The sequence below is a fragment of the Pricia antarctica genome (assembly GCF_900101815.1).
Classification (GTDB): domain Bacteria; phylum Bacteroidota; class Bacteroidia; order Flavobacteriales; family Flavobacteriaceae; genus Pricia; species Pricia antarctica.
The window spans coordinates 208,315-230,660 of record NZ_FNAO01000004.1 but is presented as its reverse complement, the minus strand read 5'-3'; the positions used below and the strand labels follow the sequence as shown (position 1 = coordinate 230,660).

General features: G+C 45.2%; 18 protein-coding genes. 11 read left to right on the top strand and 7 right to left on the bottom strand.

Annotation, left to right across the window (positions count from 1 at the left end; all coding sequences use genetic code 11):
* Positions 1–48: 48 nt before the first annotated feature.
* From BLT07_RS08580 to BLT07_RS08570, 3 genes are all read right to left on the bottom strand, one after another.
* On the bottom strand, positions 49–1,005 hold the full coding sequence (locus tag BLT07_RS08580; protein ID WP_091867746.1) for a sterol desaturase family protein: 957 nt from the start codon (positions 1,003–1,005) through the stop codon (positions 49–51).
* 76 nt (positions 1,006–1,081) lie between these two features.
* Positions 1,082–3,886 carry a DNA gyrase/topoisomerase IV subunit A gene (locus BLT07_RS08575; protein ID WP_091867744.1) on the bottom strand — a complete coding sequence of 935 codons (2,805 nt, stop codon included), beginning with the start codon at positions 3,884–3,886 and terminating at the stop codon, positions 1,082–1,084.
* A gap of 45 nt (positions 3,887–3,931) precedes the next feature.
* Positions 3,932–5,794, bottom strand: a complete 1,863-nt coding sequence (locus BLT07_RS08570) for a DNA topoisomerase IV subunit B (protein WP_091867742.1) — start codon at positions 5,792–5,794, stop codon at positions 3,932–3,934.
* 236 nt (positions 5,795–6,030) lie between these two features.
* Here BLT07_RS08570 and BLT07_RS08565 point away from each other — a divergent pair, with 236 nt between their 5' ends.
* Together BLT07_RS08565 and BLT07_RS08560 are read left to right on the top strand one after the other, a co-directional pair.
* The gene (locus BLT07_RS08565; RefSeq protein ID WP_091867740.1) at positions 6,031–6,957 is read left to right on the top strand and encodes a DnaJ C-terminal domain-containing protein; all 927 of its coding nucleotides are present in this window, start codon (positions 6,031–6,033) and stop codon (positions 6,955–6,957) included.
* Positions 6,958–7,021: 64 nt separating this feature from the next.
* Entirely contained in the window at positions 7,022–7,312 is a 291-nt protein-coding gene (locus BLT07_RS08560; RefSeq protein WP_091867738.1) for a chaperone modulator CbpM, read from the top strand.
* 96 nt (positions 7,313–7,408) lie between these two features.
* Here the strand turns inward: BLT07_RS08560 and ychF are convergent, their stop codons facing one another.
* Complete coding sequence (gene ychF, locus BLT07_RS08555; protein WP_091867737.1) at positions 7,409–8,503, bottom strand: redox-regulated ATPase YchF; 1,095 nt, start codon at positions 8,501–8,503, stop codon at positions 7,409–7,411.
* 181 nt (positions 8,504–8,684) lie between these two features.
* Between ychF and BLT07_RS08550 the strand changes: the two genes are divergently transcribed.
* Complete coding sequence (locus tag BLT07_RS08550) at positions 8,685–11,360, top strand: TonB-dependent receptor (RefSeq protein WP_091867735.1); 2,676 nt, start codon at positions 8,685–8,687, stop codon at positions 11,358–11,360.
* A 17-nt stretch (positions 11,361–11,377) separates the two neighbouring features.
* Here BLT07_RS08550 and BLT07_RS08545 read toward each other — a convergent pair whose 3' ends face one another.
* Positions 11,378–11,731 carry a 4Fe-4S dicluster domain-containing protein gene (locus tag BLT07_RS08545; RefSeq protein ID WP_091867733.1) on the bottom strand — a complete coding sequence of 118 codons (354 nt, stop codon included), beginning with the start codon at positions 11,729–11,731 and terminating at the stop codon, positions 11,378–11,380.
* A gap of 148 nt (positions 11,732–11,879) precedes the next feature.
* Between BLT07_RS08545 and BLT07_RS08540 the strand changes: the two genes are divergently transcribed.
* From BLT07_RS08540 to BLT07_RS08515, 6 genes are all read left to right on the top strand, one after another.
* The gene (locus BLT07_RS08540; RefSeq protein ID WP_091867731.1) at positions 11,880–12,920 is read left to right on the top strand and encodes an acyl-CoA reductase; all 1,041 of its coding nucleotides are present in this window, start codon (positions 11,880–11,882) and stop codon (positions 12,918–12,920) included.
* Positions 12,921–13,039: 119 nt separating this feature from the next.
* Positions 13,040–14,104 (top strand): 3-phosphoserine/phosphohydroxythreonine transaminase, encoded by a 1,065-nt coding sequence (gene serC, locus BLT07_RS08535; protein WP_091867729.1) that lies wholly within the window; start codon positions 13,040–13,042, stop codon positions 14,102–14,104.
* A complete protein-coding gene (locus BLT07_RS08530) occupies positions 14,101–15,051 on the top strand; it encodes a D-2-hydroxyacid dehydrogenase (RefSeq protein ID WP_091867728.1) in 951 nt (316 codons plus the stop codon). Before serC ends, BLT07_RS08530 begins: the two co-directional genes overlap by 4 nt.
* A gap of 77 nt (positions 15,052–15,128) precedes the next feature.
* Positions 15,129–15,761, top strand: a complete 633-nt coding sequence (locus BLT07_RS08525) for a DUF937 domain-containing protein (RefSeq protein ID WP_091867726.1) — start codon at positions 15,129–15,131, stop codon at positions 15,759–15,761.
* A 111-nt stretch (positions 15,762–15,872) separates the two neighbouring features.
* Positions 15,873–16,331, top strand: a complete 459-nt coding sequence (locus BLT07_RS08520) for a DUF6146 family protein (RefSeq protein ID WP_091868239.1) — start codon at positions 15,873–15,875, stop codon at positions 16,329–16,331.
* A gap of 63 nt (positions 16,332–16,394) precedes the next feature.
* Complete coding sequence (locus BLT07_RS08515) at positions 16,395–17,525, top strand: TlpA disulfide reductase family protein (RefSeq protein WP_091867724.1); 1,131 nt, start codon at positions 16,395–16,397, stop codon at positions 17,523–17,525.
* Positions 17,526–17,611: 86 nt separating this feature from the next.
* Here BLT07_RS08515 and BLT07_RS08510 read toward each other — a convergent pair whose 3' ends face one another.
* The gene (locus BLT07_RS08510; RefSeq protein WP_091867722.1) at positions 17,612–19,249 is read right to left on the bottom strand and encodes an LVIVD repeat-containing protein; all 1,638 of its coding nucleotides are present in this window, start codon (positions 19,247–19,249) and stop codon (positions 17,612–17,614) included.
* Positions 19,250–19,420: 171 nt separating this feature from the next.
* Positions 19,421–20,071 (bottom strand): rhomboid family intramembrane serine protease, encoded by a 651-nt coding sequence (locus tag BLT07_RS08505; RefSeq protein ID WP_091867720.1) that lies wholly within the window; start codon positions 20,069–20,071, stop codon positions 19,421–19,423.
* Between the two features lie 56 nt (positions 20,072–20,127).
* Between BLT07_RS08505 and BLT07_RS08500 the strand changes: the two genes are divergently transcribed.
* Positions 20,128–21,015: a lysophospholipid acyltransferase family protein gene (locus BLT07_RS08500; protein WP_091867718.1), complete on the top strand. Its 888-nt coding sequence runs from the start codon at positions 20,128–20,130 to the stop codon at positions 21,013–21,015.
* A 197-nt stretch (positions 21,016–21,212) separates the two neighbouring features.
* Entirely contained in the window at positions 21,213–22,202 is a 990-nt protein-coding gene (locus tag BLT07_RS08495; RefSeq protein ID WP_091867716.1) for a sterol desaturase family protein, read from the top strand.
* Positions 22,203–22,346 lie beyond the last annotated feature (144 nt).

Sequence of the window (22,346 nt, the reverse complement as noted above, 5' to 3'; positions counted from 1 at the left end):
ACTTATCCGCTTGATGCCACCAAACCTTGATCACTAAATCTCTTCGGATCAATTCGGCCGACTATAAACCATTTCGGGATTCTTAGCTTTCTGCTCCCGAAATAAACGCTGTTGCTGCTTCACGGTCAGGGTGCTACCATCTGGACTCCATCCCGGGGGTCCGAAGATATACATAAGTTTGTCGGAGAATTTATTCGCTTTTTTGACGTCGGCCCAAATATCCTTGAATTCATGGGTCAATATTACAATGGGATTGTAGGAGTGAGGCGCATGAATCACCCCAAACTTGACCTCAACATCATCATCTAGCTCTTTCCAGGTGCCGAAAATTTTATCGAAGATATTTAGAAAGCCCCCGTGGTTTTTATCGAGATACTCCACATTCTGGGAATGGTGCACCTGATGCATGGTGTGGGTGTTAAAGATTTTTTCGACCCATCCCATTTTGGGAACGTATTTGGAATGTAACTGAAATTGCCACAGCGATTCAATGGCTAAAGCGACCACGACCATCTCCACCGGAAAGCCTATGGCGGGCATCCACATGTAAAAGAAAGGCTTGTACAATAGGGTAAACCATCCGTTGCGTACGGCAGTTCCCAAATTAAAGTTATCCGAAGAATGGTGTACGATATGTGCGGCCCAAAGAATGCGTATTTCATGATTGGCCCGGTGGAACCAATAATAGGTGAAATCGTCGGCCAATTGGCAGAGCAACCATACATACCATGCATAGCCGAACGATTCGTAGCCCATTATATTGGTGCGGACGCCGTCAACTTCCGGATTAAAGAATTCGTAGGTAAGCGTAAATATTACAATAAGAAGGGTCACCTTGATCAGCGGCCCTAAGATAGCGGAGCCTACCCCCATGGCGCCACTGGCCAAGAGATCTCTCCAATCATAAAGGTCCTCATCGCCATGGGTATGGCTGTAGGTGAGTTCCAACAATATAAACGCGATAAAACAGGGTACTCCGTAAATTAAGGGGTTTGTGAAATCCATTCAAATTCAATTTTTGCCAAAGATAGGTATTCTTAAACGCTTTATGATTATTTCAATATTTATTCAAGGCTCTGGATCAGTCGAACAATGTCGGCTGATCGTCACCATTGTTCTTTTTTGGTTTTTTCGACGGGTCTTCTAATACGTTTGGGTCTTCGAGAGGGTTTTTATCAGACCTACCTATAGCCTTCGAAATATTCGCATCATCTTCAATTTCCTCTTCCTCTTTCACTTCGATATCCTCGGCTTTCTGCGGCTCTGGCGGTTCGTAAGGTAACGGCGATAGCCCGTTAATTTCCAGTACCTTTTCTTTGGTCAATTGGTTGCCCATGGCCGTGATGCCCTTTACGGAGATGAATTCCTCGAGATGCACTACCCAGTTGTCTTTACGCTCCTGACCTCTTTTCTTGGCAAAAACGACTTCCACCCGCGGCAAATAGTCGGTTAAAAATCGCTCTAAGTATGATTTGGGATGGTCGGTAAGAATGTTTTCTTCCTTATCGGGATTCTCGATGAGAAACCGTTTGATATAAAAAAGTTCTTTCTCGCCCTCCCAATAAATGGCGGACAAGGGTTTTTCGGGAATCCATTTTTCAAGAATTACGATGTCGTCGTCAAAACGTAGGGTCAGTTCCGGCGTCACCGTTTTTACCAGTCCGCTCTGGTTGACAATTAACAGCCGGTCCCCACTTCGGAATTCGCCCATAAACTCGCCGCGATCATCGATATTGAGGCGGCGAACGGTCTCGTCGAACCAAAGTTTTCGCGGTTTTAGGGTTGAAAGTCCCTTTTCCTTGAGTTCGATTCGTTTCACAGGATATTTGGAGACGATATTTCCTTTTGTGTTCCGGCCTTTTATCAGTACATCGGCAAAATCGATGTCCCACTTTAGCTTTTTGATTTTTCCCGACTGGCGCAGGTTTACGGTTACGGTTTCCGCCTCGCCATTAGGGTTTCCGGAAAAATAGTATACGATTGTACCAGGCTTTCCCTTGCCCACATCGTATAATTTTTCCCTGGTAATACTGGTAACGTTAAAACGCTTTATGTACGTGGCGCCACTTTTGCCGTCGCGATAGACCATATTGTAAATGGTGCGTTTGTCCTTTTTCTTGAAAATAGCTACGTAGATGATGCCCTTGCCTACGAAAACCTTGGAATCGACCTTAAAGATCATCATTTTACCTTCTTTGGTAAAGGCTATAATATCATCGATATCGCTGCAATCCGCTACATACTCGTCCCTTTTCAGGGAAGTGCCCACGAAGCCTTCTTCGCGGTTGACAAAGAGCTTTGTATTGCGGATCACCACTTTGGTGGCCTCGATATCCTCGAAAATCCGGATTTCGGATTTCCGTTCACGGCCTTTTCCGTAACGCTCTTTCAATCCTACGAAATACGAAATGGCAAATTCCACTAAATGAGCGAGATGGTGTTTGACCTCAGCGATTCTTTGTTCAAGGTTGTCCAAGTTTTGTTGGGCCTTGTCCAAATCGAATTTGGATATCCGTTTAATACGGATTTCAGTCAAGCGGATGATATCCTCTTCGGTCACTGCCCGCCTCAGGTTTTTGGTAAACGGCTTCAGGCCTTTATCGATGGCGGCGATAACGCCCTCCCATGTTTCCTCCTCCTCGATATCGCGGTAGATACGGTTTTCGATAAAGATGCGTTCCAAGGATGCAAAATGCCATTGTTCCTCCAATTCGGCGAGCTGTATTTCCAGCTCTTGCCGCAAAAGATCGACTGTAGCGTCCGTGGAACGGCGTAGCATTTCGGTGACACCGATAAACAAAGGTTTATTGTCTTCGATGATGCATCCCAAGGGAGAAATAGATGATTCACATGCGGTAAAGGCGTAGAGGGCATCGATGGTCTTATCTGGGGAAATCCCGGGCGGGAGGTGCACCATAATTTCCACCTCCGCGGCCGTATTGTCCTCAATTTTTTTAATTTTTATCTTGCCCTTGTCGTTCGCCTTTAAAATGGAATCTATTAAAGAAGAGGTGTTAGTTCCGTAAGGTATCTCACTTATTATCAGGGTAGTCTTGGTGTGCTGCGCTATCTTGGCCCGCACCCGTATTTTACCGCCACGAAGTCCATCGTTGTAATTGGTCACATCGATGATTCCAGCAGTCGGGAAGTCGGGAAACAGCTTGAAACGTTTGCCTTCCAAATGCTTTATGGAGGCATCAATGACCTCTATAAAGTTATGCGGCATAATCTTCGTTGAAAGTCCCACCGCGATACCTTCCGCCCCTTGCGCCAGAAGTAGGGGAAATTTAACCGGAAGATTTACAGGTTCTTTTTTCCGCCCATCGTAGGATTGTTGCCATTCTGTGATTTTGGGGCTAAAAACGACCTCGAGGGCAAATTTGGAAAGCCGCGCCTCGATATACCGTGAAGCGGCAGCACTATCTCCGGTCAATATATTGCCCCAGTTGCCCTGGGTATCGATCAAAAGTTCCTTTTGTCCGATCTGCACCATAGCATCGGCAATGCTCGCATCACCATGCGGGTGATATTGCATGGTATGGCCAACCACATTCGCGACCTTGTTGTACCGACCATCATCGAGATCTTTTAGGGAATGCATGATACGGCGCTGTACGGGCTTGAAGCCGTCTTCGATGGCAGGTACTGCGCGCTCTAGAATGACATAGGAGGCGTAATCTAAAAACCAATCCTTGTACATACCGGATACACGGGTCAGGGCATCTTCGGTATTTTGAGGTTGTTCTTCGGTAGGGGCATCCGACCTGGAGTCGGCAGATGCGTCTTCTTGACCTGCGTTCAGGTTTTGGTCTTCTGCTTCGCCCTTGTTTTCCTTAGGGTTACCTTCCTCCCCAGCGTTTAAATTCAGTTCGTCATTTTCATCCATTCGGAAAGACTCGTATTATATTGGCCTACCTTCCGGTAGGCTGGTTTACAATTGGTTTTCTTCAATAAGGTCAACTTCTACTTTAAGGTTTTCGATGATGAAATCCTGCCGATCGGGTGTATTTTTCCCCATATAGAATTTCAATAACTGCTCGATGGACATGGCCTTGTCGAGCATCACAGGTTCCAGGCGAATGTCGTCGCCGATAAAGTGCTTGAATTCGTCGGGCGATATTTCCCCCAATCCCTTAAATCGCGTGATTTCCGGTTTTCCGGACAATTTTTGCATCGCATTCCTTCGCTCCTCCTCGCTATAGCAGTAAATCGTTTCCTTCTTGTTTCGGACACGGAACAATGGAGTCTGCAAAATATACAGATGGTTTTCCTTGATCAGTTCGGGGAAAAATTGCAAGAAGAAGGTGATCAGTAGTAGCCGGATGTGCATGCCATCGACATCGGCATCCGTAGCGATTACGATATTGTTGTAGCGCAGATCTTCCATCGATTCCTCGATATTCAGCGCGGCCTGCAGCAAATTGAATTCCTCGTTTTCGTATACGATTTTTTTGGACATGCCGTAGGAGTTCAGCGGCTTGCCCCGCAGGCTAAAAACAGCTTGAGTATTGACGTCGCGGGATTTGGTAATCGACCCCGAGGCGGAATCGCCCTCGGTAATGAAAAGTGTGCTTTCAAGACGTCTATCGTTTTTCATATCTTCGAGGTGCACCCGACAGTCCCGTAATTTTTTATTGTGCAGGTTCGACTTTTTGGCCCTGTCCCGAGCCAATTTCCGAATACCCGATAATTCTTTCCGCTCCTTCTCCGCCATCACGATTTTACGCTGCAACTTGTCAGCGGTAGCCGCATTCTTGTGCAGGTAATTATCCAGATATTTTCCGATAAAATCATTGATATAGGTGCGCACTGTCGGAAATTCCCCACCCATATCCGTCGAGCCGAGCTTCGTTTTGGTCTGGCTCTCGAAAACCGGCTCCATTACCTTTATTGAAATAGCGGAGATGATAGACTTCCGAATATCGGAAGCATCATAGTTCTTCCCGTAAAAATCGCGGATGGTCTTCACCAGGGCTTCCCGAAAAGCGGACTGATGGGTGCCGCCCTGGGTCGTATGCTGTCCGTTTACAAACGAATGGTACTCCTCACTGTACTGGGTCTTGCTATGCGTAAGTGCCACCTCGATATCGTCTCCTTTAAGATGGATAACAGGATATAGCATATCCTCGATATTATTATTATCCTCCAAAAGATCTTTGAGTCCGTTATCCGAATAAAACTTTTCCCCGTTAAAAACAATCGTCAGTCCCGGATTGAGATAGACATAGTTTTTGAGCATTCGCTCCACATATTCGTTGCGATACTTGTATTTCTTAAAAATCGTCTCATCGGGGATAAAAGTGACCTTGGTACCCCGCCGTCTGGTCGTTTCATCGAGCAATTCTTCTTCTTGAAGCTCTCCGATTGCGAATTCTGCGGACTTCGATTTGCCGTCTCGCGTACTTTCAACACGAAAAAAACTGGACAAAGCGTTCACCGCCTTGGTGCCGACGCCATTGAGACCTACCGATTTCTTGAAGGCCCGGGAATCATATTTGCCGCCCGTATTCATTTTGGAGACCACATCGACTACCTTGCCCAGGGGAATGCCCCGACCATAATCGCGAACGATGACCCGGTCGCCATGAATGGAAATATCAATGGTCTTGCCCGCCCCCATCACGAATTCGTCGATACAGTTGTCGATGGTTTCTTTCAATAGGATGTATATACCGTCATCTGCGGAAGATCCATCGCCCAATTTACCGATGTACATACCTGGACGCAAACGGATATGCTCTTTCCAATCGAGCGAGCGGATGTTATCTTCGGTATATTGGCTTTCGTCGGACATGGGTGAAATTTTGCAAGTGTCGCTAAAGATAAGGCGACTTGGAACAATAGGAAACCCCTAGCCGTTAAAGTAATTAACAATGAAAATAGGCGGATTGTTGATAGTGACGGTCTGCAATAGGATGCTAAAGGTTAACATAAATCCATAAATTGTTCGGTCCAAAATTCAATATAAAAACCTAAAGCGCTCATTTATCCCGTTTACTTTTTATAATTTTCAAATTACAAATAGAATATATGGATTTCATCGATTACTACAAGGTTCTTGGAGTGGACAAAAAGGCATCCGAGGCCGATATTAAGAAAGCGTATCGCAAACTGGCACGCAAGCACCACCCCGATTTGAACCCTGACGACAAAGAGTCCCAACGAAATTTCCAACGGATAAACGAGGCCAATGAAGTGCTGAGCGACCCCGAAAAGCGCAAGAAATACGATAAATACGGAAAGGAATGGCAACACGCCGATGCCTATGAGGAAGCCCAAAAACGACAGTCGGCTTCCGGTGGATTCGGCGGTGACTTTGGCGGTGGTCGTGCACAGCATGGTTCCGGTAATTTTTCGGAAAGTGAGTTTTCCGACTTTTTTGAGTCCATGTTCGGGGGTTCGGCCGGCGGTTCAAGAAGAAGTAGCGGTAGAAGTTCCAGACAGTTTAAGGGACAAGACTTTAACGCAACGCTTCGGCTAAATTTGACCGATATTCTAAGCTCGCAAAAACAGACCATAGACCTTGGGGACAAAAAAATACGCCTTACCATACCCGCAGGGGTCGAAGACGGGCAGACCATCAAAATAAACGGCTACGGAAGTGAAGGAACGAATGGCGGCCCTAAAGGGGATTTGTACTTAACTTTTCAGGTATTCAACAACACCGCTTTTCAACGCGTCGGTGACAATCTTTATAAAACGGTCGAGATCGATCTGTATAAAGCCTTGTTGGGAGGAGAGATACAAGTCGATACCTTAAGCGGAATAGTCAAATTAAAGGTAAAGCCTGAAACTCAAAACGACACCAAAGTCAAGTTAAAAGGCAAAGGGATGCCTAAGTACAAAAGGGAGAATCACTCCGGCGATCTTTATATTACCTATAAGGTAACGGTACCCAAAAATCTGACCGATAGGGAAAAAGAGCTGTTTACCGAACTCGCTAGATTGAGAGACTAAAATCAACCCGCCCGCCTAAGGGCAGGTGCAGCGTACATAATGAAATTAATCCAGCATACATACCATGAAAAAAGAAAACTACATACTGGTAAGACACTATTGCAAGCGAACCCACATACCCGATGCGTTTATCAAAGCATTAAATGAATACGGACTCATACACTACAAGCAAATCGAAACTGAAATCTACATTTTGGACGAGGAAATTCCTGAAATCGAACGCTTTGACCGATTGCATAACGATTTAGGTATTAATTTGGAAGGTATCGATGCATTGAACCATATGTTAAGCCGACTACGGAATATGGAAAGTGAAATGAATACACTTAGAAAGCGACTTCGGCTTTATGAGTGAAAAATACTATCTAATTTTCGGGACCAAGCACTAAATTTCAATAGGCATGTTTTGGAATTTGGGATTTGAATTTTTGGAATTTATCAGTATAGCGAGTTACACGTTGAACCGAAAATGCATCACATCGCCATCCTTAACAATGTAGTCTTTCCCCTCTACCCTCATTTTACCCGCTTCCTTGACCTTGGCTTCGCTACCAAAACTGACGTAGTCGGCATAGGAAATGACCTCGGCACGAATAAAGCCCTTCTCAAAATCGGTATGGATAACGCCCGCGGCCTGAGGGGCTGTAGCGCCTACGGGAATCGTCCAAGCTCGGACTTCCTTCTCGCCTGCCGTAAAATACGTATCCAGATTTAACAAGCGATACGCTCCACGAATAAGTTTGGCGGAGCCGGGTTCTTTCAAGCCAAGATCTTCAAGGAACATTTGGCGTTCGTCGTAGGTTTCCAGTTCGGTGATGTCGGCTTCGGTACCGACGGCCAAAACGACCACCTCGGCATCTTCATTCGCAACCGCCGCCTTCACTTTTTCTACATAATGGTTGCCTGTGGCGGCCGATTCCTCATCCACATTACAGACATACATAACGGGCTTATCGGTGATAAACTGCAAAGGTTTTACGAACTCAACACGTTCGTCCTTAGAGAATTCGATTGCCCTAACTGAAGTTCCGCTTTCCAAACCTGATTTTATCCTGCTCAGAACGGCTTCCTCTTTTTGGGCTTCCTTATTCCCTGTTTTGGCTGCGCGTTTTACTTTGTCGAGTTTCTTTTCTACGGTCTCCAAATCTTTTAACTGCAATTCCATATCGATTGTTTCCTTGTCCCTAATAGGATCTATCGAACCATCCACATGAACGATATTGTCATTGTCGAAACAACGCAGCACGTGTAAGATAGCATCCGTCTCCCGGATATTTCCTAAAAATTGGTTGCCCAGGCCTTCCCCCTTACTGGCGCCTTTTACCAAGCCCGCGATATCCACAATTTCAACGGTAGCGGGCAAAACGCGCTGGGGATTCACCAGCTCCTCCAATTTCAACAACCGATCATCCGGAACGTTAACAACACCAATATTAGGTTCAATGGTACAGAACGGAAAATTCGCGCTCTGTGCCTTGGCGTTGGAGAGACAGTTAAATAGGGTAGATTTTCCAACGTTGGGCAATCCGACGATACCTGCTTTCATAAGTATTCTTTTTATATCATTCTCGCAAAGGCGGGAATCTTTTCAATGTCAAACTTCCGTTTTTTGATCCCACTTTTTTCAAAGGGGGTGCAAAGATAGCATTTCCAATTTTTTATTGAACACATGTTAAGAATATTAAAAATTATGGTACTTTCGGTTAAGAAGCCTAAACCGGAACACTATGAAAACTATCTACTTTACGGTTACACTATTGTGTAACGTTTTCCTCATATATTCACAAACTACGATTAATGGCACGGTCACCGATGATTCCGGGGAACCCTTGGCGGGCGTGAATATCGTCGAAAAAGGCACTACCAATGGAACCGTGACGGATTTCGATGGCAATTATACAATCGAGGTAGCCCAGGACGCCACCTTGGTCTTTAGTTATATCGGTTTTAATTCCACCGAAATCGGCAGTTCGGGGCAGTCCACTATAAACGTTACCCTTTCGGAAGGTCTGCTATTGGATGAGGTAACCCTAGTCGGGTCAAGAAACCCGAAACGCACCTCGACCGACACGGCCGTACCAGTAGACGTCATCGATATCGCCGAGGTGAGTACGCAAAGCGGTAAGATCGAGGTCAATGAGCTGTTGCAATATGCGGCACCCTCGTTCAATGCCAACAAACAATCCGGTTCCGATGGAGCCGATCATATCGTGCCTGCAACATTAAGGGGGCTAGGGCCGGACCAGACGCTAGTTCTTATAAATGGCAAAAGACGGCATCAATCCTCTTTAGTGAATATATTCGGCACTAAGGGACGCGGAAATACCGGAACGGACCTCAATACCATTCCCGCTTCGGCAATCAAACGAATCGAAATATTGCGGGACGGTGCCGCGGCACAATATGGCTCCGACGCGATCGCAGGGGTCATCAATATTGTTTTACAGGATAAAACGGACCAGGTGACCGGCGTACTGAGTTATGGAGCCTACAACACCAATGCACAAGGCGATTTTCCCGAGGGTACCGCAAATACGAAAGGAAACCGATTGGATACGGACAAAGACGGCAACCAGATCGGGGACGACCAAAGTTTAGACGGTGGGTCGGTAAAAGCGGCCATCAATTACGGGGTCGGCCTAGGAGAAAAGGGATATGCGAATTTTACGACGGAATACATCAACAAGAACAAAAGCCTACGCCCGGGATTCGACTTTAGAAGAGGGTTCGGCGAAGCGTCTATCGAAGCCTTTAATTTTATGGTGAACGCGGCATATCCCGTTTCCGATAACACCGAAATCTACGCTTTTGGCGGAAGGAATTATAGGGATACCGATGCCTACGCCTTTACCCGGAACGATGGCGCACGTGTCGTTACCTCGATTTATCCGGATGGATTCAACCCACGGATAACCTCTAATATTATCGACAATTCTATATCCGCGGGAGTCAGAACGGAACTTGATAGTGGTTGGAAAGTAGATATCAGCAATACCTATGGGAAAAATAATTTCCATTATTATATCAAGGGCACGCTCAATGCTTCCTTACAGGATGTTTCCCCGACCGACTTCGATGCGGGCGGTCATAGCCTGAGCCAAAATACGATCAATCTTGATTTTTCAAAATATTTTGAGGATGTCATGGCAGGCATGAACTTGGCTTTCGGTGCGGAATATAGAACAGAAAACTTTATCATTTTCGCCGGGGAGCCAGGGTCATATGGTACTTTCGATGTCAATGGGTTATTGATTACAAATCCTGAAAACCAAATTCAACCCACAGTTATCATTGATGGAGAAGAAGAACTCCGGGCTGGTGGTTCCCAAGGCTTTCCCGGATATGGCCCTGCGAACGAGGTTGACCGCAGCCGTTCCAACTTTTCTGTTTACGCCGATGGGGAATTCGACATTTCGGAAAGCTTCTTGCTGAGCGCCGCGGCCCGTTTCGAAAACTACAGTGATTTTGGCAGTACTGTTAATGGCAAGTTGGCCGCTCGTTTGAAAGCATCCGACAATGTGAATATCAGGGGGTCTGTAAGCACCGGTTTCAGGGCGCCTTCGCTGGCACAGATTTATTATAACCTCCGCTTTACCAATTTTATCGGCGGTACGGCGGTCGATCAGTTGCTCAGTCCCAATAACAGTCCGGTTACCGCCTCATTTGGCATCGACCAATTGAACGAGGAAAAAGCCTTGAACGCCGGGTTAGGGTTCACCGGTACCTTCGGAAACTTCACATCCACCGTCGACGGTTACTTTATCAACGTAAAGGATAGGATTGTATTGACCGGTAATTTTGAAACGGACGACATCCCAGGGGTTTCGGCGGCACAGTTTTTTGTCAACGGTGTGGATACCGAAACTACAGGGCTAGACATCGTTTTGGCATGGAAGAAGAATATCGATGAGGGAAGCCTGTCCGCCACGTTTACCGGTAATTTGAACAATATGAAAATCAAGGATGTTCACAACGGCAACTTGGACGCCGAAACCTTTTTTGGAAAACGGGACGAGGCATTTTTACTGGCATCGGCCCCCGAAAGTAAACTGACATTGAACCTTAACTATAAAAAGAACAAGTTTGATGCCGGACTGGGCTTTACCCGTTTCAGCAGTATTCAGCTCTTGGATTTCCAAATGCTTGAACCTACCGCCGATTATGGCAGCTTTGCTAATAAAGTGATTGCGGCCACCGACTCCTATAATCCCAGATTGGTAACGGATCTGGTATTGGGCTACCAATTGAGCGAGAGCCTAAAGCTCAATATCGGCGCCAACAACCTTTTTAACGAATACCCCGACCAACAAGACGACTGGGTCGAAGGCGGTGGCTACTGGGATGCCGTGCAAATGGGTTTTAATGGAGCATACTACTACGCTAGACTGGGCTTTAGTTTTTAAATTTTAGCGGTCGGTCTTTATCCCTCTGGGTGCATAAACGCCTGCTTCGCAAGCAAAGTCTCCTCGCTCTCCACATGGTCATCATCGGGAATACAGCAGTCCACCGGGCAGACGGCCGCGCACTGTGGCTCCTCGTGAAATCCCATGCATTCCGTGCATTTATCCGGAGAAATATAGTAGATTTCGTCGCTGATAGGCTCTTGAACCTCTTCGGCGTTCACCGCTTTACCATCAGGCAACACGACATCACCTTTTAAGGATGTGCCGTCACCGTAGCGCCATTCATCCGCCCCTTCATAAATTGCGGTATTCGGGCACTCCGGCTCGCAAGCCCCGCAGTTGATACATTCGTCCGTTATAACTATTGCCATGTTTTCTATTTATACCGCCCTTGTCGCGGAATCTTTTCAAGGCGGATACATTACCACATAGAAAAGCTATTTTATATTCAGTATGCTTACTTTTGCAAAATCTGATTGCAAAGGTAAAGACTAGACCTTTGTATCGCAAATCTATTCTATGAACGAATACCAAAGAATATATATTGCTTTTGTAAAGCTCGGGGAATTTCTGCGGGCGTATTGTAGTTCCGATGTCCACGAAGACCAATGGTCGCAAAAGTTGGAAGACACTATCACCTTGGCGCAACATAAAAATGGATGGTTCACCAAGGATAATGTTGAATTTGCCCTGAGAAGTTGGGGCGAATTATTGAAAGAGGATACTTTATCGGATTGGCTCGGGGCGTACGATGTACAGCAAAACAGGACCAAAACGGTGGCCGTGATCATGGCTGGAAACATCCCGTTGGTCGGCTTTCACGACTTGCTATCCGTTTTGTTAACTGGGAATAAGGTCATGGCCAAGCTTTCATCCAATGACAATGTATTAATTTATTTTATAAGGGATTACCTTATCGAAATTGAACCTTTACTTAAGGATAAAATTATTTTTTCTGACGGGAAAATGGAGGATTTCGATGCCGTTATCGCCACTGGAAGCAACAATACCGCCCGCTACTTCGAGCACTATTTCGGAAAGGTGCCCAACATTATCCGGAAAAACAGGAACTCCATTGCGGTCCTGACCGGAAAGGAAACCCCCGAACAACTGGAAGCCCTGGGGGAGGATATTTTTCGCTATTACGGACTTGGCTGTCGCAGCGTCTCCAAACTATTTGTCCCCGCGGGTTACGATTTTGATTCATTTTTTACATCCATCTATAGCTATCATCCGATTATCGAACAAAAAAAATACGAGAACAATTACGATTACAACAAGGCAGTTTACCTTATGTCAGAATTCAAAATCCTCGATAATGGATTTTTAATCCTCAAGAACGATACCAGTTATGCATCGCCTATCGCGTCGTTATTTCATGAAAATTACGAAACGCTTGTGACACTAAGAGAGCATCTGAAAAATGACGAAAATCAATTGCAGTGCGTTGTCTGCGATGGCATCCTCGACGGTGAAATTGCCTTCGGAGAGACCCAAAATCCATCCCTGACCGATTATGCCGATGGCGTGGATACTGTTGATTTCCTGTTAAAAAACTAACAGAATAAGTCCATTTCGATGCATGTGTTTCCTAATAAATTCATGAACTTAGCGACGTTTTAGCAAAGTTCCATCCCAATAAAAAATTTGCAATAACCCAGTAACCTATTAATTCGAAGATGAAAAAACATAATTTTAGTGCAGGCCCCTGCGTATTACCCCAAGAAGTAATTGCGAAAGCCTCGGCGGCAGTAACGGATCTCGACAATTCAGGATTATCCCTGATCGAAATCTCACACCGAAGTCACGCTTTTGTCGAAGTGATGGAAAAGGCGAGAAGTTTGGCCCTAGAGCTCTTAGGTCTTGAAGGTAAGGGCTACACCGCGCTATTTTTGCAGGGCGGCGCAAGTCTTGAATTTTTAATGGTCGCCTATAATCTTTTGGAGACAAAGGCCGGATATCTCAATACCGGTACTTGGAGCGACAAGGCCATTAAAGAGGCGAAACTCTTCGGTGAAATCGTAGAGGTCGGTTCTTCTAAAGATAAAAATTTCAAGTATATCCCCAAAGGATATGCGGTGCCTTCAGGACTTGATTACCTACACGTTACCTCTAACAATACTATTTTCGGGACCCAGATAAAGGAATTCCCTAAAACGGATACGCCCCTAGTCTGCGACATGAGTTCGGATATTTTTTCGCGTAAGTTGGACTTTTCCCAATTCGGATTGATCTATGCCGGAGCACAAAAGAATATGGGTCCCGCTGGAACCACCTTGATCGTGGTCAAAAACGATATTTTGGGAAAAGTATCCCGTAAAATTCCCTCTATGCTCGATTATCAGGTGCACATCGACAAGGAGAGTATGTTCAACACCCCGGCGGTGTTTCCCGTTTATGTTTCGATGCTCACGCTGGAATGGCTGAAAAATTTAGGCGGAATAGCTGCAATAGAAGAAATTAACGAGAAAAAGGCCCAGCTAATCTATTCTGAAATCGATTTGAATCCCGTTTTTGAAGGCTTCGCCAGCAAAGAGGATCGTTCTACAATGAACGCCACTTTTACGTTGACGGATGAAAAGTTGAAAGGATCTTTCGACGCCATGTGCAAGGAAGCAGGCGTCGTTGGCATCAATGGCCATCGCTCCATAGGCGGGTATAGGGCTTCGATGTACAACGCGCTTTCACTGGAAAGCGTTGGTGTTTTGGTCGATATAATGAGTGAAATGGAAAGAAAAGGATGAAAATACTCGCTAACGACGGCATAGCGCAATCCGGTATCGAAGCCCTAGAAAAATCGGGATTTGAGGTGATTACCGTAACCGTATCCCAAGAACAATTGCAAAGCTATATTAACGAAAACAAGATTGACGGACTGTTGGTACGTAGTGCTACCCAAGTGCGTAAAGATTTGATCGACCATTGCCCTACCCTAAAACTTATTGGGCGTGGTGGTGTGGGCATGGACAATATCGATGTGGACTATGCACGGAAAAAGGGACTTCACGTTATCAATACCCCTGCCGCCTCATCGGCCTCGGTCGCCGAATTGGTTTTTGCCCATTTTTTCGGGGGTGTTCGCTACCTGCATGACGCCAACAGAAATATGCCGCTTGAGGGGGACAGCAAATTCAAGCAACTCAAAAAATCCTACGCCGGCGGCACCGAACTCAGGGGCAAAACCTTGGGCGTCATCGGTTTTGGACGGATTGGCAAGGCTATCGCAAAACTGGCCATAGGCGTTGGAATGAAAGTCATATACCATGATCCCCTTGTTGAAAAAGCTACTGTAGAAGTGCGTTTTTTTGATGGACGTTCGATGGCTTTCGATTTTCAGTCGTTATCCAAGGCGGAGGTCCTAAAAGTATCCGATTTTATCACTTTACATGTACCCGTGCAAAAAGACTATGTTATCGGCAAGAAAGAATTTGGACTTATGAAACCAGGGGTGGCCATAGTCAATGCGGCACGTGGCGGTGTGTTAGATGAAGTGGCCTTGGTAGATGCGCTGGAAACCGGAAAAGTAGCCTTCGCGGGCCTCGACGTTTACGAATCTGAACCATCGCCCGAAATCAAGATTTTAATGCATCCTAAAATTTCCCTGACGCCCCATATCGGTGCCGCTACCGGAGAAGCCCAAAGTCGTATAGGGTCAGAGTTGGCCGATCAAATAATCAGTCTTCTGAATTAATTAGCTTTTATTGTACCTATATCTTATAAAACCATTCTTTTTTGTACATTGTTCCCTCATTTTAAACACAATACAATATGTCAGGATTAGTGGATTTGTTAAGTAGCCCGATGGGTAAACAATTAATAAGTGGGGTAGCTGGCCAGACCGGAAACTCAACGGATCAAACCGGAAGTGTACTCACTATGGCTTTGCCCCTCTTAATGGGTGCGATGAAGAAAAACGCATCAACGCCTGAAGGCGCGCAAGGGCTTATGAGCGCACTCTCCAACAAGCATGATGGTAGTATCCTGAATAATTTGGAAGGACTTTTCGGAGGTGGTGTCGACCAGTCCGTTAAAGATGACGGAGCGGGAATTTTGGGCCACGTACTGGGCGGCAAACAGGCCCAGGTTGAAAATGCCTTGAGCCAAAAATCAGGAATGGACACCAGCACCATCGCTACGATACTTCAAGTAGCCGCACCTATTCTATTGGGAATGATCGGTAAGCAGAAACAGCAGCAGAATGTTAATGATGCCAGTGGTATGCAGAACCTATTGGGCGGCATGATGGGCGGTGGCACACAGGCGCACAAACAACAGTCCCTCATCGAATCCTTTTTAGATTCCGATGGTGATGGCAGTATTCTCGACGATGTGGCCTCGTTGGCCTTAGGCGGAAAAAAAGGTGGCATTGGTGGTCTATTGGGCGGTCTCTTTGGAAAGTAAACTTTTTAACCGCACGTTCTTTTAAAATTGAATGGCAAAAACCACATAAATTCTATGTGGTTTTTTTGTATCTTCTTGGAATGGTTTTTGAACCATTCAAAAAAAAGGAAAATGAAAAGATTACTACTACAAATAAGTATACTGGCCTTTATGATTCTATGTGCGGCAAGCAGCTGTACCGGTACCAAAAAGACCATAGAGGTCACTGACAACGAAAAGAAAACTTTCAACCAGCAAGAAGGCGATACCGTAAAAATAGCCAGTGACAGTACTGAGTACGAAATCATAATCATCGACCCCGGGTTCAATACCTGGCTGGCTAGTATCGCCAAACCGGAGGGCTATTACTCCCAATCCTACCTCGAAAACCGCAACCAGATTTATGTCACTAACTGGAATCAAAGGGCCATGCAACCCTTACGATATGGTGGTAACCTCTATGAAATGCAAATTGATTATAGTTCCGGTATTGACTATGGCTACGAAGTAAATTATAAGCTATACAACTACTTTGTCTATTTTCAAAGAAAATACAATCAACGCCTGGGACCATGGGTTCCACGGATATAGATACGTCATACACTTTTTTTTATTGGGATATATACCTACATTTGCCGGCTTAAACCCATTATAATGAAAAAAATTGTATTGTCCATCAGCATAATCATAGCGATTGTAGCCTGCAACCAAAAACCGAAAGGGTTCACCATTAACGGTAATCTTAGGGGAGAGGTAGAAAACGGAACCCAAGTTTTTCTTAGAGCCGTCGGCGAGAACAACCAACCCGTTGACGTGGATACCGCGAAAGTAGAAAATGGAAAATTCACCTTTACAGGCTCCGCTGAAACCCCAGAACTCAACTACGTTTTTATTGATAAACTGCCCGGTTATACGGCGGTCATTCTCGAAAACGGCGAAATAGATTTTAAGGCACAAAAAGACAGCTTAGGATTTGCCGAAATTGGGGGTACTGCACAGAACGAGACTTTCGCCGATTATATGGATAAGTCGAAAGAACTGACATTACAAGCGCAGTCCATTCAACAGGATATGCAACAGGCGACCGTAAAAAAGGATACCGCCACCGCAAAATCGTTGCAAGATGAGATGATGGAGCTACAGGATAAATACAAAAACTTTGAACTCGATTATATCAAAAGCCATCCCGATGCTTTGATCTCGGCACTTTTGATAGACCGAGCCCTTGGAACTGGTTCGGTAACCGCGGAAGAGGCACAGGCGATGTACGAAGAATTATCCCCCGAAATCAAGAAAACAAAAGTAGCCGTTGCGATTCAAGAGCGATTGGAAGGCCAAAAACAGGCTGAAGCCAATGCAAAAAATACAACAATCGGCGCAATAGCCCCAGATTTCACCGCTCCCACTCCCGATGGCAAAGACCTTGCCCTGAACGATGCCCTTGGCAAAGTAACCTTGGTAGATTTTTGGGCAGCTTGGTGTAAACCTTGCCGCGCTGAAAATCCTAATGTGGTAAGCGTTTATGAAAAATACCACGACAAGGGCTTGAATATTCTAGGAGTTTCTTTGGACAGAACCGCTGAAGCCTGGAAAAAAGCTATCGAAGATGATGGTTTGACTTGGCAACATGTTTCCCATGTCGCTTATTTCAACGATCCTATCGCTAAGCTGTACAACGTAGACGCCATACCTGCCGCTTTTCTGTTGGATGAAAACGGAGTCATCGTGGCGAAAAATTTGAGAGGCCCCGCTTTGGAGGCGAAAGTTGCAGAATTATTGAATTAATAGTGGTCAAACGGAAAGCCTTATATTGAAAGTCCCCAACCGGAACTACCGGTTGGGGCTTTTTCTATAAAAATTATTGCGATTTTCTAAAACTTATTTTTAATATCATTGAATTTACCTTTGACTTCGGCACTATTTGATTTCTGGACTTTACCGAAGATATTCACCGTGGAATTATTACCAACAAACTCCAACCTAGCCCCTTCGTTAAGTATTAAATCTCCGTAAATGGTCAGTTCACCTTCGATGCGCAAGGTAGCACCACTATTAACGGCAATGTTTTTCTGTTTGTTGTTTCTCCCGATGGTCAAGGCACCTTTCATCTCGAATATACCATCGTTATTTATGTAGCTGTTGTCCTTAACTGTCCAAGAACCACAGAGTAATAACGTGCCATTGATGTTCAACTGATTAAAACTCTTAGAACCACTATATTCGGCCGTTTCACCATTATTAACATTAAGGTTGGCACTTCCCTTATAATGGGGTAAGTCGGCACATCGAGCAGTCAAAGTGGCGTCGGGTCGGTTCAGTTTCACAATCTGCAATCCCTCTTTTCCGGAGGCTGCAAAGATATAGTCCCCCTTCGAGGCTACGAAATTTACCGAACCGTTCAAGTCCATCACGCCGACCATATCGGTTCCGTTTCCTTGTATTTCAGAAAGGGATAAACCTGCACCGCCATTGGCCATAAAAAGTATATTTTCGTTGAGCGCAACGGCATTGGTAACGATATCGCTTTGAGCGACACCTTCAGGGTTAATTACTATAGGTAAATATTCCTTTAAACTACCGTTGGCTTTATTGTAGATACCCGCACCTTTTGAACCTTCGGAAACAATGACTTCGCTATCTGAAACGGCCAAGGTTCTTTTAGCGAAATTCCCAAAATCGGAATCGATGGCAATAGTGCGGGTAACATTGAAAGTGGCATCTAAAAAACTTACGCCACTGCTGCCATCCAACAGGGTTACATTACCATTATCTATGGTTATTGAACGTAAATCGGCAAAAGGAGCTTCCGTTTGAACGGAAAGGTCCGATTTCTTATAGGAGGTCAAATAGCCGTCCTTACCACTACTGACAATTACCGAATTGTCGGTTACCTTAACATCCGTAGCGTTGAAACCTTCTTGAAATCCGAAGCTCATTTCCGCAGTTGTATCCATCCTTCCATTGGAAACGGGAATCTTGACCAAAAAAGAGTTCGAAGTAGCCCTTACGGATTTTTCGGAATCCACACCTCCAACAGCATAGATATATCCATCGTTATATTCGACAGCATTGATATCGGCATTCGTATAATACAAACGCGAAGTAAGTCTCGGGTCCGTTGGATCACCGACATAGACGACATCAATGGCACCGGCATAGCCGTCTTCAACCGTATTGTACGATACATAGGCATAATCGCCATCAACATGAACATGGGAGGCCCCCAAGTTTTCGGCCCCACTATAAGAAGGGGCATCGACACGGGCGATTAAGGTTAGCGGATAGTCCCCTGCTTGTTCCTCATCACTGCCCTTAGCGGTTTTGCCTGTTATTTGATCTTCGCTGGAAATTTGTAAGACACCGGCATCGTCGTAAAGTATACTACTTTCGAGAACGGCCTTGCTGCCTTCCATAGAAATATCCTCGGAGGCGTCACTGTAAACCGTAGTTTCATCACTACAGGAGATTATAAAGATGGCCGCTAAAGCCATTAAGCGTACTTTTTTCATAATAAGGGTTTATTGTTTGGATTTGAGTTCCAATACCTACCCAAACGTCTAAACTACCTTAAGGATATAATTTTAGGCCTATTTTCGATGAAATGCAGGGAATCACGGGGTTTGAAATATTTTCTAAGCTCCAAATGGAAATGGAAGGTTGTGGTAATCGCAGTTTTTAATTTAAATCTTCCCCATTTTCTGCATGGCAAAAAGAATAATGATAGGTATGGCCAATAATCCGACCATCAGGGTTTGAGTGAAAATGATGTTTGGCATAAACAATAGCGTCATGGCGAAGCCACCGATTGCTCCCCCGAAATGGGCAGTGTGACCGATATTGCCCAAACGGCTCTTCATACCATAGATAGAATATAATAAATAGCCGATACCGACTACATAAGCGGGAATCGGAATGGGAATGAACATCAAGAAAAGATCCATATCGGGTTGCAATAGAATAGCGGCGTAAAGAATTCCCGTTACGGCACCACTAGCTCCGACTGCGCTATACTGCGGCTCGTTTTTATGGAAGAAAATGGCCAGCAGACTTCCGGCGATCAAACTGACAAAATAAATTCCGATAAACTTTCCAGGGCCGAACCCCCGAACCACCACATCCGCAAAAAAATAAAGGGTGAACATGTTGAAAAATAGGTGGGAAAGGTCCACATGCAAAAATCCCGAAGTGACCGTCCGCTCCTTTTGACCCGCATTTATTGCCGCTATGTTAAATTTATACCGGTCAAAAAAAGAGGTATCGTTAAAACCTTTAAGAGATACCAATACATTGGCGATAATAATGACAATGGTGGCTACGTGCATATTGAACATTCGAGAGGGAATTTAAAGCGGCAAATATAAGTATATTTGCACGGCAACCGATACCCATGCAACTACTTATCTTCATTTTGGCCTATCCCCTGCTATGGATTATTTCGGTATTACCGCGCTGGTTGTTCTATGCGTTTTCCGATGTTGTCTTCTTTTGGGTCTATCGCGTGATCAAATATCGCAAAAAGGTGGTTCGGAGTAATTTGGAACTGGTTTTTCCTGAGAAGTCCGATGCGGAGCGTAAGAGAATCCAAATCGCCTTCTACCGACATATGTGCGATATGTTTCTTGAAATGGTAAAGACCATGAACCTGTCAAAAGCGGCCGTCAAAAAACGGTACGCGGTTCAGAATATCGAAGTCTTACAGGAAATCGAAAAAGAGAAAAGCATACTCATCGTCTGCTCTCATTATGCCAATTGGGAGTGGAACGTGAGTATCAATAATTATGTGGATGCCAAGGGATACGCTGTCTACCAACCCGTAGGAAACAAATATTTTGATCGTTGGATCCGAAATGTCCGTGCCCGATGGAATACCACCTTGATTTCTTCCCAAGATACGGTCAAAACCGTAGTACGCAATAAAAGGGATGGCGTTATCGGTATTTTTGGGATGGTCAGCGACCAGAGTCCCCAATACCATCGGGCCCACTATTGGACGGAATTCATGGGCATCAACGTACCGGTAATCAATGGGGCGGAGACCATGGCTCGAAAAATGGATCTGGCGGTTGTGTTTTTAAAAGTATCCAAGGTAAAAAGGGGATATTACAAAGCGCAGCTGATTCCCATAACCACTTCAGGGGCGAGCACCGAGAAAAATGAAATAACGGATCAATTTTTACGGCTGACCGAACAGCAAATCCGCGAAAAACCGGAATACTATTTATGGACACATAAGCGGTGGAAGCATAGGGGCAAAGTACCGGCGCGGTCTAAGTAGGCAGTTGGCCAGCAAATTGTCGGTGGCACTTCGACAAGTATTTTTACGGTTATACACCAATAAACGAATACACTTTTCTTCCGCCTGTACTCGTCTGTGACGATTTAAAACCGCTTCCCTGCGAGACGTATTTTAAAGCATATTGAATTTGAGCTTTTTTATTATTAATTTACGGCGAACTATAAAAGGCTACTCCCATGGAAATCCTAAAAACCCTTTACGACGAAGTCATCGGTTTTCTTGGCATCGGAAATGCATGGGACATTCTGCAAACTGGGGATTACAGCGTGCTTACTACCTACGAAGGTATTACCGCTTTTATAGTGCCTCTTATTCCACTGCTGGTTCTTTTGGAGTTTATTCTGGGCCTAGTTTACAAAAAACCGGACACCAAGGTGTATAAGGTAAACTTTCTGATCTATGTCTTCAACCGGTTCGTTGGCCGTTTTATCGCCATCGCCATGGTCGTTTTGCTCATCGGTTGGCTACAGCCCTACGCGCCATTTCAGACCTCCGCTACTTGGTATTGGTTCATTTACGGGTATATTGTTTGGGAATTCGGGCATTTTCTGTACCATTATTGGGGACATAAAGTACGGCTCTTTTGGTGCCTGCACTCCACACATCACGCGCCCGAGAACATGAATCTATCAGTGACTTATGCCCATTTTTTCCTAGAAGCGCCCTATGCGGATACTGTACGGACCACGGTCTGTATCCTGGCCGGACTTGAACCCACCATGCTTTTTGCCATTATGTTCATTGACGGCACCTATGGAGCTTTTATTCATGTCGGGGAAAATATGATCAAGGATGCCCGATTCGGTGCATTGGGCAAATTTATTCTCACCCCCTCGCACCATCGGGTACACCACGCAAAAAATCCACTTTATATGGATACCAATTTCTGCAACCTTTTAAATGTCTGGGACCACGTCTTCGGCACCTATCAAGAGGAGGAACGGAAAGAAAAAATCCGGTATGGCATCACCAGAAAAATGGATTCGGGAAACTTTATGGACGTTTATTTTGGAGAATTTGCGGCGTTGGCCAAGGATGTTTGGAACGCCCCGGGTTTAAAAAACAAAATAGCTTACATTTTTATGCCCCCTGGATGGAGCCATACCGGCGAGCACCAAACTGCCAAGATGGTTCGTAAGGAGTATATGGAAGAGCAAACGGTCTAAGGGCAAACCCGTCCGCTTGCCGAACTGAGATGTTTCGAAAAACAAATTCCAAACCGGACGTAATCGAGAATTAGAATCTTAAATTCGCCATCGCGGGCTAATGAAGTGTTCCAACATTCCCGGTTTGTAAGAGGTGCCAACATT